This window comes from Prevotella sp. P5-108 (assembly GCF_002251385.1).
Taxonomy (GTDB): domain Bacteria; phylum Bacteroidota; class Bacteroidia; order Bacteroidales; family Bacteroidaceae; genus Prevotella.
In genome coordinates, this window is the sequence record NZ_NPJJ01000057.1 from 1 (window position 1) to 21,016 (window position 21,016).

A 21,016-nucleotide genomic window follows, 5' to 3' on the forward strand; every position below is an offset into this window, starting at 1 on the left:
GCTTCTTGTACTACTACTCTTCTGTTTATCTTAAATCTTTCAAAGAACTCTTTCTTCAGCGCTCAGGAGAAGTGTTTCATTCTCGAAAGCGGATGCAAAGGTATAGCTTTTTTCAACACAAACCAAAAATTTCAACAAAAAAGTTGAAAATATTTTTCACCTATTGATTTATATCAACCGAAATGATGACCCTGGGGACTATATACCTTATTATAATATATACCCCACAGACCGACATTTACACATTCATCAAAGATGTAGAAGAAGTCATGATACATGTGACCGCCGCCAATCTATTCCGATGCAGACTGACGGCGGTCACATGTGGAATTGCCATAGACCGAAGACTACTCGAGCATGATTACCTGCGCAGAGCTGTTATCCATATCGGGCATAGTCCGCCCCACTGGCGCCCCGATATACGTTGGGTCAGCAATCACGAAACGCCGACCACCGACCACTACATAGTCACCCTGCACCGCTTGGTCGAAGGCGACGGCGCAAGCCAGATGGTTGGGGTAATACACCAGGATGCACTTCAATCCGAGCAAATCGCGCACCATACGAGTGAACAAAATCGCACGGTCTTCGCAGTCACAATAAGGATAATAGAGCGTCTCTTCGGCAAAGAAGGCACGGTCGCCACCCCAGACCTTGTCATCATATTCATACACCAGCCCCGTCTGCACCCAGTCTATGAGCATATTGGCCGCCTCAATCTGAGATTTGCCAGAAATGAGCTGCCGCATCTTGCCATACAGCTGGGATTTCACATTCTCAGCCATAGGCGTATTAGCATACATCGCCCAGCGCGTAAGTGGATTGTCGTCTATCGCCGAGGTGGGATAGACATCGTAGAAATCTATCAGATTGCGGTTTACCCTTACCTGCGCCTCCACCGAGGGATAGCGTTTGGACCGTATGGTGCGGTTGTCGCTGAAATTGTTGGTCAGAGACATCGCCGAAGGGATATAGAGCGACAGAGGCTGCTCTTCGGGGAAAGCTGCCCCGCATATACGCAACCGCGTACTAGCCGTTTCTCCCTTGTCCACAAGCGGATAGAAATAATTACCATCGATGCGGAAGAACGCGTGGTCATAAATCTGATGACGACTACCAAACAGAAGATAGAGACGTTGACCGTTGCTCCCCAACCTCATCTGATAACCACTCTGACAATAGACCCAAGCCAGGAAGAGGGTCGAGGCATTGGCGTCGCCACCATAGTAGCTCTCGCTCATCTTGCGGAGCATGAGCAGATAAGCCCAGTCGCAGAGCTGATGACTCATACGCAGTCCGAGGCAATCGCGGATGAGATGGTCAAAGCCGCCTTCCGAGAGCATAGTCCATCCTTTGCTCACCTCATTCTCTGACACACCGCCCTTCAAGACGGCACCGATATCAGGACGCAGGACAGGCATCCGCACACGGCCTTCTGTTCCGAAGAAGGTAAAGGAAAGTTGCTGTTCATTCTCCACCGTTCCCTCATAGATGGGAGCCACAGGCTTGGGCTGAGCCCCTTGAGGCACAGGAGCTATCACCGTATCCACCTTGATAGGCATAGGTTTCACCGGCTTGTCCACATCTCCTTGCGGCATTACCACGGGCTTCACCTCACGCTCTTTGGGACGTGGCACCACGGGACCTGCCTCATACGACTGCCAGGCTTGTTTCAGGAAAGCAGCATAATCAGCATTGCAAGCCCGACGGAAGTCTACATACCCTTGCCGAGCCTGTTTCTTAAACTGCTCATACCCTTGCCGAGCCTTGTTTGTCGTCTGCCCCAGACAGTTTACTGCCATCAGCAGCGACACGCAGAACACCATTTGCCTCACCATGATTGTCTCCTTTATACAATGGTTATTTCAATGTCCAATTACGCCACTTGTCATAGACAGCAGCCGACGGAGAAATGGTAGGAGTCTGCCGCTTGCCATTTACCACCAGCGACTTCTTCACCACATTGTCCTTGACATAGTCAAACAGGCTGCCCAAATTTGCCGTACCTTTACTCTCCTTCAGTTTCTTAAGAAGATAATACGTAAACATACCATGATGCTGCCCATCCAAGGGATAGGCAGTCTCGTCTCCCTGAGCGGCAGACAGTACGACCATGTTTCCCTTAGACTCGCTGCCCTTGGCCTTGATTGCCACACCACGAGCCGACGCCAGCATGCCATCTCCACGCAACGAGCCGGAGAAGCAGGCATCCATCAGCACCACCACCTGAGACAGGGACATTGCTCCCAATGCGGCATAGAAATCATTCAGATTGTAGCAGGTTGTCAAATCCGAACCATAACCATCTACCGGCAAGAGGTAAGCGTCTCCCGAAGCCTCGTCGGGCAGTCCGTGTCCTGCATAGTAGACGACAAGTTTAGCCCCACCCTTGTATGCTTCAGCAATTTGACGCATCAGATTGAGTTCACGCTTGATATTGATATAGGTTGCATTGTTTACCAGATGGATGTTGGTCTTGGGCATACCCAGAGTCTTCATGCAATAGTCTGCAAATACCCTTCCGTCATTGATAGCATTGGGTACAGGTGCCACATTCTGATAGGCTTCATTGGCGATGATGAGCGCAAAAGTATTCTCGTTGACCGCACCAGTCGAGGGGATGCCGGTATCTACATCCGACTTGGTCACCACTGGCTTTGACGTCGCGGGCTTGGGTTGTTCTGGCTTTGGCGTGGGAGCCGTCTGCTGTACGATAGTAATATGGTTTACCGTCTGCCCTGTGCCTCCACTACTGGCGGCGGGCTGCTGCCTTACCGTTCCTCCCCGTTTCGGACTGAGCGCATAATTGGCTATATTGCGTTGCGCCCCATTATATGCCTCGGCGATATCAGGCAGCAGACACTTGCCGCCTTTCTTCTGATAGCGCTCCATCCATTCGTTATATCTGCCATCGTCCTGACTTACCACAATACCATTTTGGTAAAACGAAGCCAAGCGCAACATGGCATCAGGCAGACCACGTTCGGCTGCACGACGATAGAGGCGGAACGCATCCGTAAGCGCTTTCTCACAAGCCACACCATTCTCATAACACCAGCCCAGATAGTACTGGGCAGCCATGTCATTGGAAGCGGCAAGCCGTTTGAACTCATCAAAAGCATACTGGACATAACCGCCGCGCATCGACTCGAGCGCAGCCTTACTCTGCACATCCATACTCTGCGCCGACACCGTCTGCACGCACCATATTAATATAAGGAACAATAAGCGCATCATGACATACAATGCTAAGACAACTGCCACTCCCCTCATTCATTCGGGCAGAGTGGCAGTCGCGGTTTATACTATTTCTTTTCCTGCTTGGTATCCTGAAGTCTACCTACGTAAGTCATCTTACCCCAATCGCTTGTAGCGCCATCAAAGTGGATGACTTTCTTATAGCTGGTCTCTGACAGGGGCACGAGCAGCGTAGCTCCATAGGTAAATATGGCGCCGATAATACGACCGATACCAACCTTTCCCTGCTTCGACACATTGGTACTGCTCAGTCTGAATGTTCCCTTCTTGAAGTTACCTTCCCAGTCACACACGATGATGGGTGAGCGGTCTTCGTCAAACTCAAAGGGAGAGTTGGCCATCACGTGAAGAACGGCTGGTTTGGTCTCCTTGACGCCAAACCCGCGTTTATCTTTCTTGGTCAGGTCGTCGGGCATTTCCACATAGTAGGGCGAGAAGATGATGTCACTCACCCAGGCAGACAGGGCCACACTTGTCCATTCCTCGGAACGCTTGTTGAAGGCATAGGCAATAGAGGCACCGATATTGTTGATACTCTCGTCTTCGGTGAGATGACGGCTTACAGTACCTTTGTATTCCTCACGTTTGGGGTCGGCTTTCTTCGACTCATCCAGCAAATCGGCAATGAGATTAAACAGTCGCTTGTCATACTCGGTGAATTCTCCGGCAGGAGTTTCCGAGGTACTGTAATTACCCAGAATACCCGTTGCCATGTTACAGATGAAAGTATCATTCTGCTTGCCGCCAGTAGATGGCGGGATGGTAATAAACTCATCGATCGACGTAGTCTTGCCTTTCTTCGAGGCGTGGCGCTCGTCCTGTTTCTTGTCAAACAGAGGGAACGACGAACCATTATGCACCATGAAGCATTGAGACAAGTCGATGAAGATGGTCTTCTTGGTCTTGTTCTTGGCCCATAGCTGCTCGTTGTAAATCTCCAGTCGTATATTGTCATCTTCAAACACACTGTTGGCCTGAGAATAGGCAAATATCAGCGCGTTGCGATAAGAAGTCTTGGTTTTTCCATACATGTTGCTCACACAGAGGGAGACAAAAAAGAATAAAAGCAATACCTTTTTCATAATTAGTTAATTTTTAATGGTTAATGATTTATTGATGATTTGAATATTTTTGTCTTTGATGCGCATTTCAGCCAGCCATTTGTTGAAGTGGTCAATGCTCATAGCTCGCGGCAGCAGTCCCTCACTCGCCGAGGTATTGGCTTTGGCCAGTTCGCCAGAGCTGAATATCACGACCATTTCGTTCTGCTCCATTTTCTTGTCAGTAGTGAGCGTATATTCATCCACCACTTGCCGCTCTTCGGCTGCCACACTCTTGGCAGAAAAGAACAGATACTCCCTACCCTGCTCTATAGGCTGGGCCATATCCGCCTGCTGCGAATAGGGCAAGAGACAGTAGACTTGGCGTGCGGTATAGTCGACGAGATAGACCAGCAGTCTGCCGCTTACGGGCGACTGGAAGTGGAGATACATATCGTCGCCATTGCGGAAATCGTCGCTCTCGTATTTGAGTTCGGTGCCATTGCGCAGTATATTGACAGCGAGGTCTATCTTGGGGCCAGACAACTTGCGTATGCGCCCTTTGACCTTCACATTGACGATGAGCATCCCCTGTTCATAGTTTATCGCATATTGGGGCTCACCGATGGTTTCTATCCACTCGCCATTGACGTCACTACGACCAATCGATGAGAAATGGGTATCACTCTTTCCGTTTTCATTGGTCACCAGGGTAGAGTTGCTCTGCCCTATGAGAGTGCCAAATTCGTCGGCGATAGCCTGGACCTTTGCCCTTTCGAGCGCCGTAGTCTTGGCCTGCTCCACCGTCACATTCTCGGGCACGTGATAGGTGTACGACGCTACCACCGTGACGGTTTTCTGCGCCCAAGCCACACTCGCCACGAGACAGCATAGATTTACTACCCAACTACGCATACGCTACCAACCCAGCAGTTCGTCCAACTTCTTGTGCAGGTCGTCGCCCTTCTTTTCCAGTTCCTGGCGCACGGCCTTTTTGGCAGCCTGCTTTGCCATCTCCGCATTATAGGCAATGCGCAGCGACACCTCCTTGTTCTTGTTGCCCAGCACGCGATACATCTCTACCACGGTGAGCACACGGCCTATACTCTGGGAGATAAGGTTCTTGGCTGCACTGATGGTCTGGGTCACAGAGGCAGCCTCTTCAGCCGCCAGCTGCTTGTTGCTTACGGTGTTTTCTATCAGGGCGGTCACCTCAGTCTGTATCTGTCCAGCCAGGCTTTGCTTGGCCAGCTCCATAGCCTGCAGGCGGGCAGCGTCATAGTTTTCGCCGATACTCATAGCCTCGCCCATGAGATACTTGGGAAACATATTCTCATCATACTCCATCTGCATGAGGTACGACTTGTCCAATTGTTTTTCCAATGGCAGAGCGCCGGGCGTGACCTTCCATCCCTCCTTTGCCAAGCGTTTGGCTTCCTTGCGGGCTGTCTTCGTGGCCTTCTCGCCGAGTTCAGCCTTCGAGGCTTTCTTGATTTCCTTGCGTTCCTTGATTTGCTCTTTCGTCAACTGGGCAAAAGATACGGTAAAAGTCATGACCAGCACCAGGGTCAATACTAATCTGATGGTTCTCATACGTTAAGTTTTTAATTGTACCAACGGCTCCCGATTGGCTTGGTTAAGATGTGACGGACATTAATTGTGTTATGTAGGGCAGATATACATCTGTAGCACGGAGAGCCTCACTCCGTGGAGTGAACGTGTGAAATGCAATATGCCAAGGGCGACCATTGTTAGCTCGTAATCGACATCGCCAAAGTTGGTGAGGTAATAGTTATAATCTCGTTAGTTGCAAAAGTAGCATTAAATTCTGAATAAATACTAAAAAACGGAAGATTTTTTGACCATCATCGTTATTTTTGTCCAAATCACGGTCAAGACCATCCATATCCATTGGCTTTCCGCCGCCATCCACCAGTCCTTTATACTGGAGGAAGTGACGCATCTGTCCCTGTCTGCGCCATTCCTGCAGCCTGCGCTCCGCCCGCCTGTCATCCTTGGGTTGGCTGCAACCCATCTACACCTTATTATATATATAGCATCCCTGACAACGGTTGTCGCCACCCTCTCTGCCGCCATCGCCATGCCGAAGGTGGCGAGGTCTGCGGCAGCGGTTGCCGTCTCGGTCGTGGAGGGCACCATTGTGGCAGGGGCAGAGGACGGCGGGGAGAGTGCGGGGGATATTATTATGGACATTTATGAGGCTGTTACAGTTTTTTTGGCTAATTTTGCAACTGATTAAAAGACAATATGATGACATTATATCCAAAACTTATCACCGACGCTTTGGCTACGGTGACTTACCCTGGTAACAAGAAAAACCTGATAGAGGCAGAAATGCTCGCCGACGATGTTCGCATCGACGGTATGAAGGTGAGTTTCACACTGATATTCCCCCGCGAGACCGACCCGTTTCTCAAATCAACCTTGAAGGCTGCCGAGGCAGCCATACACTACCACGTGGACAAGGCGGTAGAGGTCGAGATAAAGACCGAGTTCAAGTCTGCGCCACGCCCCGAGGTAGGCAAACTGCTGCCTCAGGTGAAGAACGTGATAGCCGTAAGCTCGGGCAAAGGCGGCGTAGGCAAGTCGACCGTTTCTGCCAATCTCGCCATAGCCCTCGCCATCATGGGCTACAAGGTGGGTCTGCTCGATACCGACATCTTCGGTCCCTCCATGCCCAAGATGTTCGGCGTAGAGAGCGAGCGCCCCTATGCGGTAGAGAAGGATGGTCGCCAGCTCATCGAGCCCATCGAGAAGTATGGCGTAAAGCTCCTGTCCATTGGTTTCTTCGTCAATCCCGACACCGCCACGCTGTGGCGCGGAGGCATGGCCACATCTGCCCTGAAGCAGCTCATCGCCGACGCCGACTGGGGCGACCTGGACTATTTCATCCTTGACACGCCTCCCGGCACATCCGACATCCACCTCACCCTGTTGCAGACGCTGAGCATCACCGGTGCCGTCATCGTATCGACGCCGCAGAATGTGGCTCTCGCCGATGCGCGCAAGGGCATCGACATGTACCGCAACGACAAGGTCAACGTGCCCATCCTCGGTCTGGTGGAGAATATGGCATGGTTCACTCCCGCCGAACTGCCCGAGAACCGCTACTACATCTTCGGCAAGGAGGGCTGCAAGCAGCTGGCCAAGGAGATGGGCTGTCCGTTGCTCGCCCAGATTCCTCTGGTGCAGAGCATCTGCGACAATGGCGACGCCGGTACTCCCGCAGTACTCAACACCGAGAGCCAGACTGGTCAGGCGTTCCTCAATCTCGCCCAGGCGGTGGTGACAGTGACCAACCGACGCAACAAGGAGCTGCCCAAGACCCGCATCGTAGACATCAGCAAGAAGTAATCTACGCCCCTATAGAATACGACAATCCCTGTCTCTCCATCCGATGGATGCCAGAGACAGGGATTGTCATTTCTGCACTGCCGCAATTACCCTTCCTTACCCGACTGCTTGCGGCCTATTGCCTCCTTGGTCTTCTGCTTGAGCATTTCGAGGCGTTCGTAGGCGTGGGTGTGGGTGTGGATAATCTGCAGACGATAGACCACGCAGGTGGCAAAGAAGTATATGGCCACCTGAACCCACAATGCCATATATTCGGTGGTGATGTCGTCGAGCGTGCCTCCCATGCTGTTGAGCGTGAGGAAGCCCCTCACGCCGAAGGTCGACGGGAAGAGCAGCGACACGCCTTTCCACACGCCGGGAATATTGCTTACGGGCCAGCTGATGCCCGTCATGAAGAGCAGAGGTACCGAGGTGAACACCACCAGCAGCATCACATTCTCGCGATAGCGCACCAGACACGACAGCATCATGCCAAAGAAGATGCAAGCCAGCAGATAGGGCACCATGAGGGCCAACAGCGGACCGCCCTGGGCCAGGGTGGTGAAGTGGAAGAAGCGAGGAACGCAGAGGGTGATATAGGCACCCGCCACGGCATAAATCATGAAGTAGCACATCGCCTTTCCCAGCACAATACGGAAGATGCCGTTGTGATGGCTGGTAATGGGCACGAGGTCCTGATAACGGTTGTTCTCGCGGGCGGTACCTGCCGCCAGACCGATGCCCAAGAGCAGCGACTGCTGGAGTATCAGCATGAGCACACCGGGCAGGATGGCATTGCCATAACCACCCGTGGCATTGAAGATGGGCACCTCGTCGAAGTCGAGCGGACGGGTGGCTATATCTTCATCGCGGGCGGTAAACGAGTTGGAGCCCGCTATCTGTATCTGGCTTCCCATCTCCATCGACACAGCCTGCGCCGACTGGAGTATAGCCTTGTAGGTGAGCATCAGACTCATTTCGCAGTACACGCCCACATGTGCCTGTTCGCCCCGATGCAGTTTCGTGGCGAAGTCTGATGGAAAATAGAGTATGCCGTGGGCCTTCTGGTGCCCCACCACCTCACGCGCCTCCTCGAGGTTGTTGCAGTAGTAAGCCACGCGTACCCCCGAACAGGCATCGACCTTGCGCACAAACTCGCGGCTGTCGTGGCTGTGCGACAAGTCTACTATGGCTACGGGCACCTTGTTGACCACCTCGTTGTTGTATATCCATGAGTAGAGCACAGGGTAGAACAAGGGCAGGAAGATGAAGAACAACAGCACGCCCTCGTCGGCAAATACCGACCGCATCTCCTTGGCCCAGATATGACACATGTCATAGATGCCTTGTTTGATTTGTGAGATAAGACTATGGTCTCCTTTCATAATCATTTAGGGTATATAGACATATTCCTGCATGGCCCTGCGCAGGTTGCGCACGGTAAACAGCGGCAGCAGCATGAACAGCACCAGAGCCGCGACGTTGATTGCGCAGTCGGCAAGGGGGAATGCGTTGAATATGCTTATTTTATATATCATGTAGTAGTGGCGCAGCGGGAAGAGCTGTGCCATGGCTTCTATCATCGAGTCCATGGCGAACACGGGATAGGTGGCTCCGCACACCGAGAAGCTCAGCACCGCCCACAGCGAGCAGATACTCATCGACATACGCAGCGACGGCATCAGTCCGAAGACAAACACGCCGAAGCACTGGCTTGCCACCACCGAGAGGAAGCCATCGAGCAGTATCGGCACCACGCCTCCAGGATAGGGGAAGTCCAATATATAATAGATGTAGAAGTCAAACCCATAGAACACCGTCAGAAAGACGAGCGTATGGGGTAGCAGCTTGCCTGCCAGAGCCACCGGCATGCTGTTGCCCGCCATCTTGAGCCACTCGTGCGAACGCTTGAACTTGAGTTCGGTGCCGATGGAGTATGGGGTGATGAGGAATACAAACAACAGCAGCAGTCCGGGTACCATGATGGTCGAGAGATACACATTGTAGTTGGCCCAGGGGTTGCCTATCATGTGCATGTCGAGGGCTATGGGCTGCAGGAAAGCCTGTATCTCGCGCTCGGTCTTGCCCAGAGCCGACAGCTTAGCCGAGCCTACCGCCGCCGAGCCCAGCGTGCAGATGGTCTTGAGGTCCTTGAAGAGCGTCGAGCCCGCCAGGAGCGTCACCTGGCTGTAGTAGAATGATATCTTGGGCTGGCGTGCCGACACCATGCCGTCGGTGGTACCCTTTGGGATGAGCAGAAAGGCATAGATGTCGCCCTCCTGCACCGCGCGGCGCGCATCGTTGATGTTGGCATAGTGCGCCACCACCTTCGTGGTCTGAAAGGCATCGAGCCGGCGTATCAGCGCCCTCGTGGTGGCGGTATTGTCCTGGTCTACCACTCCCACCGGCATGTTTACAGGCTGTCCCTCGGTCATGAGTGAGGTGAAGAACACCACCACCAGCACCGGGAACACTACCATGCAAAACGCATAGATGGGATTGGAGCGCAGGATGCCACACTCGCGCAGGGCTATCCGATATATCTGCTTTATCATAGTGTCTGTGCCTCTCAGTCTTTACGGATAAGGCTCATACCCGGACGCAGGCCCTCAAACTTGCCCACTGGGCGAGCCTTGACTTCAAATGTCTTGAGGTCATACTGGCCGTTGGTCTTCGTGGCCTTCCACACGGCGTAGCTTCCCTGGTCGTGTATATAGTATACCTTGAGTTCTATGTCCTTGCCGAATGCCGGGCAGTAGGCGGTAAACGTGTCGCCAATCTTCATGCCGCCCAACTGGTCTTCGCGGATATTGAATGTGCCCCATACATCGTTCATCATCGAGATGCTCATGATGGGCGAGCCCAGTCCCACGAGTTCTCCCACCTTGGGATATACCTCGCTCACCTCGCCCTCTACCTGTGCCACCTGCACCGTCTCGCGCAGCAGCGAGCTCACCACATCCACAGCGTTGCTGGCGGCCTGGGCATTCATCGCAGCCACCTCGCGCTCCTGTTTGCGGGCTCCGTTCTTCGCCATTTCATACTGGCTCTCGGCAGCCTTTACCTGTGCCTCGGTCGCCTTGTACGCGGCAAAGGCTTCATCGCGCTTCTGTCCGCTTATGACGCCCTCGTTGTAGAGGTTCTGCATGCGGTTATAGGTTTTCTGGGCTATCTCGCTTGCAGCCTTGGCCTGCTGCATCAGCTGGTAGGCACCCTGTATCTGCTCCTGGCGTGCTCCGGCGTCGGTGAGGTCCTTGAGCGCCTTGGTCGCTTCACCTGTAGCCTCGACCACTCGCTTCTGGGCGTCCATCTCGGGCACCTCGAGTATGGCGAGTGTATCGCCTACATGCACAAAGTCGCCCTCCTTGACTCTGAGTTCTACCACGCGGCCGGGCAGTTTGCTCGACACCCTGTATTCAGACACTTCGACCTCGCCCTGGATAATCTCCGGTTCCTGGCCGAGGGTAAGATAGCCGATGAGGGCCACGATGACCACCACTGCCGTAAATCCTACGACGGCAAGCAGTATGTTGTTATGTTGTGTTTTAGCTGACATAATCGTTTCAGTTTAATATACCTAATGCTTTCTTTACGTTTACTTGCGACAGTTTGACGCCCACCTCGGCGTCTATCTTCTGCGACTGCGCCATCTGCCATGCGGTCTGTGCCGCCATGACATCGGTGACCTCCATCACGCCTTCCTTGAATCCCAGGTTGGCACATCTCAGATTTTCTTCGGCACTCTTCATGTTCTCGTTGGCCATGTGGAACCGCTTGAGCGACTCCTTGAGCTTGAACTGGCTCTGTGCCACCTGCAGATTGACCTTCTCGCGTACATCGCTCAGCTCCATCACGGCTATGCTGGTGGCTGTCTTGGCGGCGCGTATCTTGTAGCTGCTTTCAAACCAGTTCCACACGGGTACCTGTACCAGTACGCCTACGTTCCATACGCCGGCAAACTTGCGTTCAAACCCGTTGAAGACATTGGGGTTGCTTACCATGTATCCGCCGGTAAGTGCCACATGGGGCAGAGCGGCGGCGCGGATGAGGCGGGTGCTCTGGCGGCTCAGTTCGATGGTGTTCTCGAGCATCTGTATCTCTGGGCGCGCAGCATAGGTTGTGTCGGCTGCTTCATAGGTCTCTGTTACGACCGGGGCGAGTGTCTGCACGTTCTCGTCGGCGAGGGTTATCTCCCGGTCCATGGGCAGACCGCAGAGCTGGCAGAGCATCATCTTGGCCAGCGACAGGCCGTCCTCGACCTGGGTGAGCTGCATGTCGGCCTCGTTGACCTTGACATCGACCTTGAGTCCGTCGGCCTTGGTAGCCACGCCCTCTCTAATCATCTTCTTCACATCCTCGCTGAGCTTCTTGACCAGGTCGCGATAGCTCTGGGCCAACTGCTCCTTCTGGCGCAGCGACACCACGAGCCAGTAGGCCTGGTCTATGTCGTAGAGGGTGGTCTGCCGACGCAGTTCGAGGTCGCTGGCAGCCATCTTCTCGCTGATGTCTGCCATCTTGTTGGCTGCGACGATGGCGCCGCCCATAAAGATGGGCTGTCTCACCATGACGGCTCCCGACCAGATGTTCTTGGTGTCGGTGCGGAAGGCGTCGTTGACCGCCTGGCCCAACTTGTTGCCAGCCTCAGCCAACTGTGGCGTGAGCTTGTTGAGCACGCCACCCAACTGCTGTGCCAACTCGGGCGTGATGACGCCCTGCTGAACCAACCCCGTTATCATCTGGGTGATATTGCCACCCACGGCTCCCGTGGCAGTCGTTCCCAGCGACCCGAAAGCGGTCTTCTGGTTGCTGTTGAGCAGCGATATCTCTTTGCTGAAATACTCATAGCCGCCCACGGCATCGACTTTGGGCAGATACTTGGTGCGCATCACCTTGCGGTTGTATCGCGCCACATCCTGCTTGAGCCTTGCCACATTGAGCTGCTTGTTGTTGCGCAGCGCCAGAGCCCGACAACTGTCGAGCGACAGCCCCTGCGCCTGAACCTGTGGCAGCCAGACGGCACATAACATTAAGGATAATAATAGCCTTGTCATTTGCTCTCCTTTTTAGTCTATCGTAACGCTCTTGGAACCTATCATGTTGCCATCGGCGAAGATGCTTGCATGATAGGTGCCTTCGACCAGCGCCTGGGTGACATTCCAGAACAGTGTCACGGGGGTCTCCTGGCCGCCATATTCCACCACCTTCTTCATCGAAGCCTGCAGGGTGCGGTTTTCATAGCTGAATGAACCTGCGCCACCCAGCAGTGTGCCTGTGGGCGATGTCAGTCTTACATATACTGTCTTCATGCCGCTCTGGGCGGTGACGTTCTTGGCGAGTGCGAAGCTCACCTGGATGGCCTTGCACTTCCTTATCTTTCTTGTAGCCCTGCCTCGCTTGTCTAAGGGTGTGACGCTGATGCCTATAGCATCGAGCTGTGCGGCTATAGCGACCTTCTCCGAGAGCGTTGCTTTCTCCGAATTGAGTCCCTCTATCTGTCTGGTAGCCTCTTCATACTGTCCGCGCACACGGGTATTCTCGGCAGTAAGGTTCTGATTGAGTCGGTTGAGCGAGTCTATCTCCAACACATAGTTGCGCAATACGGCGCGCACGGTGGCCAGTTCCTTCTTCAGTCGGGCTATCTCTCTTGCGTCCGACGCTTTGGTATCCTTGAGTTCCTTGAGCAGCTGCTGGGTACGCTCCTGTTCGGCGGTGAGCTGGGCGACGATAGAGTCGTTGTTGATTTTGGTCTTCATCTCACCGTACTGATTGGCAAACTGCTGATACTCGTTCTCCATTTCCCGCTTGTCTATCTCGGCAAGTTCCTGCATGGCCTGGTTTTCCTGCCTCTGTTGGTTGAGGCTGAGAGCGAGATACACTATGCCGCCCACAAGGAGCAGACCTACGACGATTACGGGGATAAGAATTTTAGTCTTCATATATTGCACTGTGAATATTTGTTATGCGCTGCAAAAGTAAGCCAATTATCTGACTTATCAAATAAATCGTCAGACCAAATATATAATAATATGAAAAATTAGCACTTTTGTGGAAAAAAAGGCCAATCATTAATATTTGTTTGCAGTGGGCAGTTGCGGTGTATACCACCACTCTCAGTCCTCTCGGAGAGCCTGTTGCGGGCTCGCTGCCGACCGTCTCGGGCTGGGGGCTGACAGCTGCCGAGACGCCCGCAATCATGACCCTATCTGTGGGGCTGTCGGTGGGGTGGATAGGGGCATACTCGCCTACGCCAACCGTGGTCTGTGGGCTGGCGATTGTGCCACCAGGCAACGCTATCGGCACTGTTGTCGTCACGATGACCAAGACTTATGGCATCCACCACGTTCGGCGGTGTGCTGACCATCATCATCGGCTCGTGCTTTGCGATACGAGGGCTCGTATCTTATGTCACGTGGGCTCGTGCCTATTGTCACGTGGGCTCGTATCAGAAGGCACGAGCCAGCCCATGCAACCTCCACGCCGCTGTCTGCAGTCGCCTGATTTCTGGAGATACCATCCTGCTCAATAGAGACAATCTCCACGCCGATAGAGGTACCCTCCAGCTGTCCAAAGGTACCCTCCAGCTGTCCAAAGGTACCCTCCAGCTCGCTAAAGGTACCCTCCAGTTGTCTGGAGGTGCTCTCCACGATGCTGGAGACAATCGCGGTGGGCGCCATGCTGGTGAGGGTGGTTGGCACGATGCCTCGGAGATTGGCAAAAAACTTTTCAAGATTTCGGGATTTTTCCTCCGCCGTTTGGCAGGAAAGTTGTATTTTTGCAAGATAATACTAAGGGTATTGCAAGATAGCTGTATTTTTTGCAAGATAATACTAAGGGTATTGCAAGATAGCTGTATTTTTTGCAAGATAATACCAAGGGTATTGCAAGATAGCTGTATTTTTGCAAGATAATACTCTAAAGTATTGCGAGATGATACTCTGAGAGTGTATGATTAACGACTAAAACATCGAAAGGTCATGAAGATTTTATTTCTGCTTCAGTTTACGAGCCTCTTGTCCATGCTTATCAATGCTATGTTATTGGGCCTTGGCAGCCTCCACGTGAGATGGAAGAACCGTCGTTATGAGCAGTCGCGCTGGATGCTGTTTGCAGCCATGCTGATACTGGCTGCCCACTTCCTGGCGCAGATGACCCTGTCTGTGAGAGCGTCGGGCGCCGACCTGGGTGCAGTGCTCAATCTGCTTGCCTATCCCCCGAGCTTTGCACTGATTGCTTTGTCCATCTACAACATCGAAGCCGTCCACGACAACCGCCGCCGCTTTGTCGCCGGCATCGTCGGGCTTTATGCCCTCATCGTCGTGTGCTACGCCATAGGCTACTGCTGCAACGGCAGCATGCGCATCGGCATGTGGATGTATGTGATGCTTGCCCTCTATATATGCCTTGTAGCCTACTGCATCTATAAGGCATCTCGCCAGATACTGCTCCGCCGCAAGCTGCTCGAGACCCTCACCGCCAACGACATGCTGCCCCATGTGCGCTTTGCCAAGACGAGCGTGGCGGTGCTGTTTGTAGCATTGATGACGATGCCCTTTGTCATCCTCTTCAACAAAATACTGGTCATCTACGCCCCCGTCATTCTGCTCGCCATATTCTTCTTTGTCCTGACATTCAGCAACCTGGGCTTCAACTACGTGCCCACCGAAGAGCTGGTCAACGATGACGAGGAGTCTGCCCGCGCAGCCGGAACCAATGGCACCGGAAGCCCGGCAGCCGCCACCTACAATCTGGCAGCCCTGCCGCCCGAGCGCGAGCGCATCGTCGCCGAGCGCTTGGACAAATGGTGCCAGGACAAGGGCTACCGCGACAGCAATGCTAACATGCTCACCCTCTCGCGCATGCTGCTCATCCCTCGGGCAGAGCTTACCCGCTACTTCGAGCAGAACCTGAAACTGTCGTTCCGTATATGGCTGAGCGAGATAAGGTTCAAGGCGGCACAGGAGATGATGCGCGACTACCCCGACTACAGCAATGATATCATCTCTGCCGAGTGCGGCTTCTCGTCGCGCACCCACCTCTACCGCATCTTCAAGAACCGCGCAGGCTGCACACCCACAGCCTGGAGAGAGAGGGGCTGCCCCATACTGCCGTCGCAGACAGGCGGCAGCGATGCCGACGGCAGTATGTAACCACCGGCGGCTGTAGCCCTCACCCCGACAGCCACCACCAACCACACGACTATGAACAGAATATTATATCTACTACTGGCGCTGTGCTGCTCGATGCAGATACAGGCGCAGAAGGTGGCTTTTGCCGGGGGCAAAAGCTACATGTACAGAGTGTATCTCAAAGACAAGAAGGGCGGAAGCTACTCGCTGCGCCACCCCGAGAAGTTTCTCTCTGCCAAGGCCCTTGCCCGCAGAGAGCGCCAGGGGCTGGCTGTCGACTCTACCGACCTGCCCGTATCATCCAAATACATAGGCACGCTGCGCCACGACGGCTATCAGGTGGTGGGCGGCAGCCGATGGAACAACACCGTGCTCATCGCCTCGCCCAAGGGCGACATCGCCCCCCGGCTCGAAGGGCTCAACTTTGTGACCCGCGTGGTGCGCGTCTTCGAGTCGCCCGACTCGGTGAGTCCCGTGAAGCCCTACGGCGTGGTGAAAGACACGACCAAGGCATCGGAGAGCGTCTATGGCAAGGCGCTGCCCCAGATAGCACAGCTCAACGGCGTGAAGCTGCATGAGGCTGGCTTCCGCGGAAAGGGCATGACCATCGCCATCATCGACGGCGGCTACATGAACTACACCCGTATACCCGCCCTGCGCGGTGTACGCGTGCTGGGCTGTCGCGACTTTGTCTACCCCTACCGCGACAAGATGGAAGACCTCTTGTCTCACGGCACTATGGTGCTGTCGTGCATGGCTGCGGTCGACTCGTTCCGCTACGTGGGCACCGCACCCGAAGCCTCCTACTATCTGCTGCGCTCGGAATACGGCCCCACAGAGAGCTTGATGGAGGAAGACACATGGGCGATGGCTGCCGAGTATGCCGACTCGGTGGGCGTGGATGTCATCAACTCGTCATTGGGCTACGCCGAGTTTGACGATGCCACCACGAGCCACAAGTATGTGGACCTCGACGGCCGCCGCACGCTCATATCCAACACGGCATCGATGCTGGCCCAGAAGGGCGTGGTGCTGGTGTGCAGCGCGGGCAACTCGGGCCGCGACCGCTGGAAGAAGGTGACGCCTCCGGGCGACGCCATCGACGTGCTCACGGTGGGGGCTGTAGACAGCCACGGCCTGAACACGGTATTCAGCTCTATCGGTCCGTCGCAGGACGGTCGCGTGAAGCCCGACATCATGGCACGGGGCGGCATGGCACGCATCTTCAACGCAGCCGGCGTCAACGGTGGCGCCAACGGCACCTCGTTTGCCTCGCCCATAGCCTGCGGCATGGTGGCATGCCTCTGGCAGGCGCTGCCCGGCAAGACCGCCAAGGAAATCATCGGTCTGGTGCGCAGCAGCGCCGACCGCTATCTCACCCCCGACAACATCTACGGCTACGGCATCCCCGACTTCTGGCGTGCCTACCAACAAGGACGATAACCCATGGCGAGCGAGAGAACCTTCACGCTGCTGGAGCTCAACCACATGGTGCGCGAGACCATCGAACGGCAGATGGACGGCAAATACTGGGTCGAAGCCGAGCTCTCCGACCTGCACGACCGCAGCCACTGCTATATGGAGCTCGTGGAGAACGATCCCTTCGGCCCCACCCCTTTGGCCAAGGCCCGTGCGGTGTGCTGGGCCAACCGCTGGACGGCACTGCGCAGCAAGTTTGAACGCCAGACCCAGCAACAGCTGCGGCCTGGCATCAAGGTGAGGATGATGGTAACGCCCACCTTCCACGAAGCCTACGGTTTCGCCTACCAGGTGAGCGACATAGACCCCGACTACACCTTGGGCGACATCGTGCGCAAGCGCATGGAGATAATCCGCCAGCTCAAGGAGGCAGGCATCTTCGACCTCCAGCGCGAGCTCGCGCTGCCCCGCTTTGCCCAGCGCATAGCCGTCGTCTCCAGCGCCCAGGCTGCCGGTTATGGCGACTTCTGCCACCAGATAGACGACAACAGCTACGGGCTGTCGTTCAGCCACGAACTCTTCGCCGCCATCATGCAGGGCGAACAGGTGGAGCAGAGCGTGATAGCCGCGCTCGACCGCATCAATGCCCGCATAGACGAGTTTGATGTGGTGGTCATCATCCGTGGCGGTGGCGCCACCACCGACATGTCGGGCTTCGACACGCTGGCGCTGGCAGAGAACGTGGCCAACTTCCCGCTGCCCATCATCACCGGCATAGGCCACGACCGCGACGAGTGCATACTGGACATGGTGTCATATATGCGGGTGAAGACACCCACAGCGGCAGCCGCCTTCCTCATAGACCATCTGAGCGAGGTCTATACCGCCCTCGTCAGCGCCCGCGAGCGCATCAGCCGTATCGCCGAGCGCCATCTCGCCTACGAGAAGATGAGGCTCAAGCAGCTCGCCGACCGCATCCCTACCCTCTTTGCCCTGACCCGCGAACGGCAGACCAAACGCATAGACGCCCTCGCCCACAGGCTGGACAGCGCCGCAACCCAACGCTTGGAGCGCGAGCGCCACAGGCTGCAGCTCGTGGGCCAACGCGCCCAAGCCCAAGACCCCATACACATCCTGCGCCGGGGCTACAGCATCACGCTGCACAACGGTCATGCCCTGCGCAGTGGCGATGAACTGGCCGACGGCGACATCATCGAAACACGACTGGAACAAGGAACCCTGAAATCAGAGATAAGGAAATGAGCAAGCAAATGAATTACGAAGAAGCGATGGCAAGACTGGAAACCATCGTGCAGCAAATGGAACAAGGCGAGCTCGACATCGACTCGCTCGCCAAGCAACTCACCGAAGCCAAGAAGCTGATCGCCCTGTGTGAGGCCAAGCTCACTGCTGCCAATGACAAAATAGACAAAATATTGGCAGGATAACAACTTTTTGCTACAGATGGTTGGCAAAGCAACAAATATTGTTTACTTTTGCACCCTGACAAGTAGAACGAATACTAAAACGATAGTAAAATGAAAGAATTAGATTGGGCAAATCTCAAGTTCGGCTATCTGCCGACCGATTACAATGTGCGCTGCAACTACCACAATGGCAAGTGGGGCGAGATAGAAATCAGTTCTGACCCCAACATCAACCTCTCAATGGCAGCTTCCAGCCTGCACTACGGACAGGAAGCCTTTGAGGGTCTGAAAGCCTACCGCTGTCCCGACGGCAAGGTGCGCGTATTCCGCGTGGAAGAGAATGCAGCCCGCCTGCAAAGTACCAGCCGCGGCATCATGATGCCCGAGGTTCCCACCGAGCTCTTTGTAGAGATGGTTGAACGCGTGGTACGCCTCAACCAGAAGTATATCCCCCCCTATGAGAGCGGCGCCACTCTCTATATCCGCCCGCTGCTCATCGGCACCACGCCCTGCGTAGGCGTGCATCCCGCCGAAGACTATCTGTTCCTCATCTTCGTTACCCCCGTAGGCCCTTACTTCAAGGGTGGCTTCTCTGCCAACCCCTACGTCATCATGCGCGACTACGACCGTGCCGCTCCCCTCGGCACCGGTATCTATAAGGTGGGTGGCAACTATGCCGCTTCGCTCAAGGCCAACCACATAGCCCACGAAAACGGCTACGCCTCTGAGTTCTACCTCGACGCCAAGGAGAAGAAGTATATCGACGAGTGTGGTGCTGCCAACTTCTTCGGCATCAAGGACAACACCTATATCACTCCCAAGTCGACAAGCATCCTGCCCTCTATCACCAACAAGAGTCTGATGCAGATAGCCGAAGACCTGGGTATGAAGGTAGAGCGACGCCCAATTCCCGAGGAAGAGTTGGAGACATTTGAAGAGGCAGGAGCCTGCGGTACCGCAGCCGTCATCTCGCCTATCTCTCACATCGACGACTTCGAGACCGGCAAGAAATACTTCTTCGGCAACGAGCCCGGCCCATGGTCGAAGAAGCTCTACGACACCCTCCGCGGCATCCAGTACGGTATACTGGAAGACAAGCACGGATGGACACGCGTGATTATCGAGTAAGAACACAACCATAACAACATACACCAGCCCACAGATGGTCATACCTCTGTGGGCTGGTGTCGTATATATAAAGGTATAAACGCCGGGGCAAACCAGCCGGCATGGCTGGCAGACGGCCTTTCAGGCTACCACCATGGGCAGCCCGTTATAGCGCAGCCAGACAGCGGTCAAGATAGTCTATGTCGGCATCGGTGGTCGCCCAGCTGGTGACAAAGCGGCAGGTGAGGGTGCCGTCGGCATGGCGCTCCCATATCTCAAAAGCCACCTGGGCGATGAGGACATCGTACTGGCTGGGCGAGAGGATGACAAACTGCTGGTTGGTGGGCGAAAGGCAAGCCATAGGGATGGCGTGACGGGCAAAGACCTCCTTGAGGCGGGCAGCCATCGCTATGGCGTGGCGCGAGAGATGCAGGTAGAGGCCGTCGGTAAAGAGCGTGTCGAACTGGATGCCGAGCATGCGCCCCTTGGCCAACAGCGCGCCGTGGCGCTTGACGGTGGTAAAGAAATACTTGGGCGCGCTCATGCCGGTAAACACCACCGCCTCGCCAAACATGGCTCCCACCTTGGTGCCGCCGATATAGAACACATCGCAATGGCGTGCCAAGAAGGGCAGGTCGTAATCGCAGGCATCGGACATAAGTCCATAGCCCAGGCGTGCACCGTCGATATAGAGTCTGAGGTGGTGGCGGCGGCACGCCTCGTAGAGGCTGGCGAGCTCGCTGCGGGTGTAGACCATGCCCAACTCGGTAGGCATGGAGACATAGACCATGCCCGGCTGCACCATGTGGGGCGCCGTCTCGTCGGCAGTAAAGGTGTCCATGAAGCGGTCGAGCGTGGCGGCAGTGAGCTTGCTGTCGACGGCGGGAAGCGTGATGACCTTGTGTCCGAAAGCCTCGACCGCTCCCGACTCATGTACGGCAATGTGGCCCGTCTCGACCGTGATGACCGCCTCGCAGCCCATGAGCAGCGAGTCGATGACGGTGGCATTGGTCTGGGTGCCACCGGTGAGGAAGAAGACATCGGCATCGGTCATCTGCACTGCCTCGCGTATGCGCCTGATGGCCGACTGGCAGTAAGGGTCAGAGCCATAGCCCGACGTACGGTCGTCATTGGTATCGGCAAGACGACGGAGTATCTCGGGGGTACATCCATTGTTGTAATCACTCTCAAAAGAAATCATAATCTATCGTGTTGTAAAGTTGTCATCTATACTCTCCCCCATCGCAGACCGACGCGGCAGGCCGCGGGGACGAGTGGCTGCCGA

The 21,016-nt window shown here is 55.0% G+C and carries 19 protein-coding genes; 7 read left to right on the forward strand and 12 right to left on the reverse strand.

Annotated elements, in window-relative coordinates:
* Nucleotides 1-347: 347 nt before the first annotated feature.
* The 5 genes from CIK95_RS10615 to CIK95_RS10635 all read right to left on the reverse strand — a co-directional run bounded on the left by CIK95_RS10615 (nt 348) and on the right by CIK95_RS10635 (nt 5,891).
* Nucleotides 348-1,838: a transglutaminase domain-containing protein gene (locus CIK95_RS10615; RefSeq protein ID WP_022310438.1), complete on the reverse strand. Its 1,491-nt coding sequence runs from the start codon at nt 1,836-1,838 to the stop codon at nt 348-350.
* Nucleotides 1,839-1,860: 22 nt separating this feature from the next.
* The gene (locus tag CIK95_RS10620; protein WP_158215129.1) at nt 1,861-3,237 is read right to left on the reverse strand and encodes a caspase family protein; all 1,377 of its coding nucleotides are present in this window, start codon (nt 3,235-3,237) and stop codon (nt 1,861-1,863) included.
* Nucleotides 3,238-3,305: 68 nt separating this feature from the next.
* Entirely contained in the window at nt 3,306-4,340 is a 1,035-nt protein-coding gene (locus CIK95_RS10625) for a hypothetical protein (RefSeq protein WP_144007809.1), read from the reverse strand.
* Between the two features lie 6 nt (nt 4,341-4,346).
* Nucleotides 4,347-5,213, reverse strand: a complete 867-nt coding sequence (locus tag CIK95_RS10630) for a DUF4384 domain-containing protein (protein ID WP_144007810.1) — start codon at nt 5,211-5,213, stop codon at nt 4,347-4,349.
* A 3-nt stretch (nt 5,214-5,216) separates the two neighbouring features.
* The gene (locus CIK95_RS10635) at nt 5,217-5,891 is read right to left on the reverse strand and encodes a hypothetical protein (RefSeq protein WP_022310433.1); all 675 of its coding nucleotides are present in this window, start codon (nt 5,889-5,891) and stop codon (nt 5,217-5,219) included.
* Between the two features lie 265 nt (nt 5,892-6,156).
* On the opposite strand from CIK95_RS10635, the gene CIK95_RS10640 reads away from it, so the two are divergent.
* Together CIK95_RS10640 and CIK95_RS10645 are read left to right on the forward strand one after the other, a co-directional pair.
* Entirely contained in the window at nt 6,157-6,558 is a 402-nt protein-coding gene (locus tag CIK95_RS10640; protein WP_094466973.1) for a hypothetical protein, read from the forward strand.
* A gap of 11 nt (nt 6,559-6,569) precedes the next feature.
* Nucleotides 6,570-7,673, forward strand: a complete 1,104-nt coding sequence (locus CIK95_RS10645; protein WP_094389098.1) for an Mrp/NBP35 family ATP-binding protein — start codon at nt 6,570-6,572, stop codon at nt 7,671-7,673.
* An 86-nt stretch (nt 7,674-7,759) separates the two neighbouring features.
* On the opposite strand, the gene CIK95_RS10650 is transcribed toward CIK95_RS10645, so the two are convergent.
* The 6 genes from CIK95_RS10650 to CIK95_RS10680 form a co-directional block, all read right to left on the reverse strand.
* Entirely contained in the window at nt 7,760-9,037 is a 1,278-nt protein-coding gene (locus tag CIK95_RS10650; protein ID WP_254046458.1) for an ABC transporter permease, read from the reverse strand.
* A gap of 6 nt (nt 9,038-9,043) precedes the next feature.
* Nucleotides 9,044-10,207: an ABC transporter permease gene (locus CIK95_RS10655; protein ID WP_173823504.1), complete on the reverse strand. Its 1,164-nt coding sequence runs from the start codon at nt 10,205-10,207 to the stop codon at nt 9,044-9,046.
* A 14-nt stretch (nt 10,208-10,221) separates the two neighbouring features.
* A complete protein-coding gene (locus CIK95_RS10660) occupies nt 10,222-11,208 on the reverse strand; it encodes an HlyD family secretion protein (protein WP_022310428.1) in 987 nt (328 codons plus the stop codon).
* Nucleotides 11,209-11,215: 7 nt separating this feature from the next.
* Complete coding sequence (locus CIK95_RS10665; RefSeq protein WP_094466974.1) at nt 11,216-12,703, reverse strand: TolC family protein; 1,488 nt, start codon at nt 12,701-12,703, stop codon at nt 11,216-11,218.
* Between the two features lie 12 nt (nt 12,704-12,715).
* Complete coding sequence (locus tag CIK95_RS10670; protein WP_022310426.1) at nt 12,716-13,588, reverse strand: hypothetical protein; 873 nt, start codon at nt 13,586-13,588, stop codon at nt 12,716-12,718.
* 372 nt (nt 13,589-13,960) lie between these two features.
* Nucleotides 13,961-14,326, reverse strand: coding sequence for a hypothetical protein (locus tag CIK95_RS10680; protein ID WP_144007811.1), 366 nt, complete (start codon nt 14,324-14,326; stop codon nt 13,961-13,963).
* Nucleotides 14,327-14,626: 300 nt separating this feature from the next.
* Between CIK95_RS10680 and CIK95_RS13490 the strand changes: the two genes are divergently transcribed.
* From CIK95_RS13490 to CIK95_RS10705, 5 genes are all read left to right on the forward strand, one after another.
* Complete coding sequence (locus CIK95_RS13490; protein ID WP_254046069.1) at nt 14,627-15,799, forward strand: helix-turn-helix domain-containing protein; 1,173 nt, start codon at nt 14,627-14,629, stop codon at nt 15,797-15,799.
* A 51-nt stretch (nt 15,800-15,850) separates the two neighbouring features.
* Nucleotides 15,851-17,221, forward strand: a complete 1,371-nt coding sequence (locus CIK95_RS10690) for a S8 family serine peptidase (protein WP_254046459.1) — start codon at nt 15,851-15,853, stop codon at nt 17,219-17,221.
* Nucleotides 17,222-17,224: 3 nt separating this feature from the next.
* Nucleotides 17,225-18,460: an exodeoxyribonuclease VII large subunit gene (gene xseA / locus CIK95_RS10695; protein ID WP_094387501.1), complete on the forward strand. Its 1,236-nt coding sequence runs from the start codon at nt 17,225-17,227 to the stop codon at nt 18,458-18,460.
* Between the two features lie 8 nt (nt 18,461-18,468).
* A complete protein-coding gene (gene xseB / locus CIK95_RS10700) occupies nt 18,469-18,645 on the forward strand; it encodes an exodeoxyribonuclease VII small subunit (RefSeq protein ID WP_022310422.1) in 177 nt (58 codons plus the stop codon).
* 90 nt (nt 18,646-18,735) lie between these two features.
* Complete coding sequence (locus CIK95_RS10705) at nt 18,736-19,752, forward strand: branched-chain amino acid aminotransferase (RefSeq protein WP_094387499.1); 1,017 nt, start codon at nt 18,736-18,738, stop codon at nt 19,750-19,752.
* A gap of 145 nt (nt 19,753-19,897) precedes the next feature.
* On the opposite strand, the gene CIK95_RS10710 is transcribed toward CIK95_RS10705, so the two are convergent.
* Entirely contained in the window at nt 19,898-20,932 is a 1,035-nt protein-coding gene (locus CIK95_RS10710) for a low specificity L-threonine aldolase (protein ID WP_094466978.1), read from the reverse strand.
* Nucleotides 20,933-21,016: the final 84 nt, after the last annotated feature.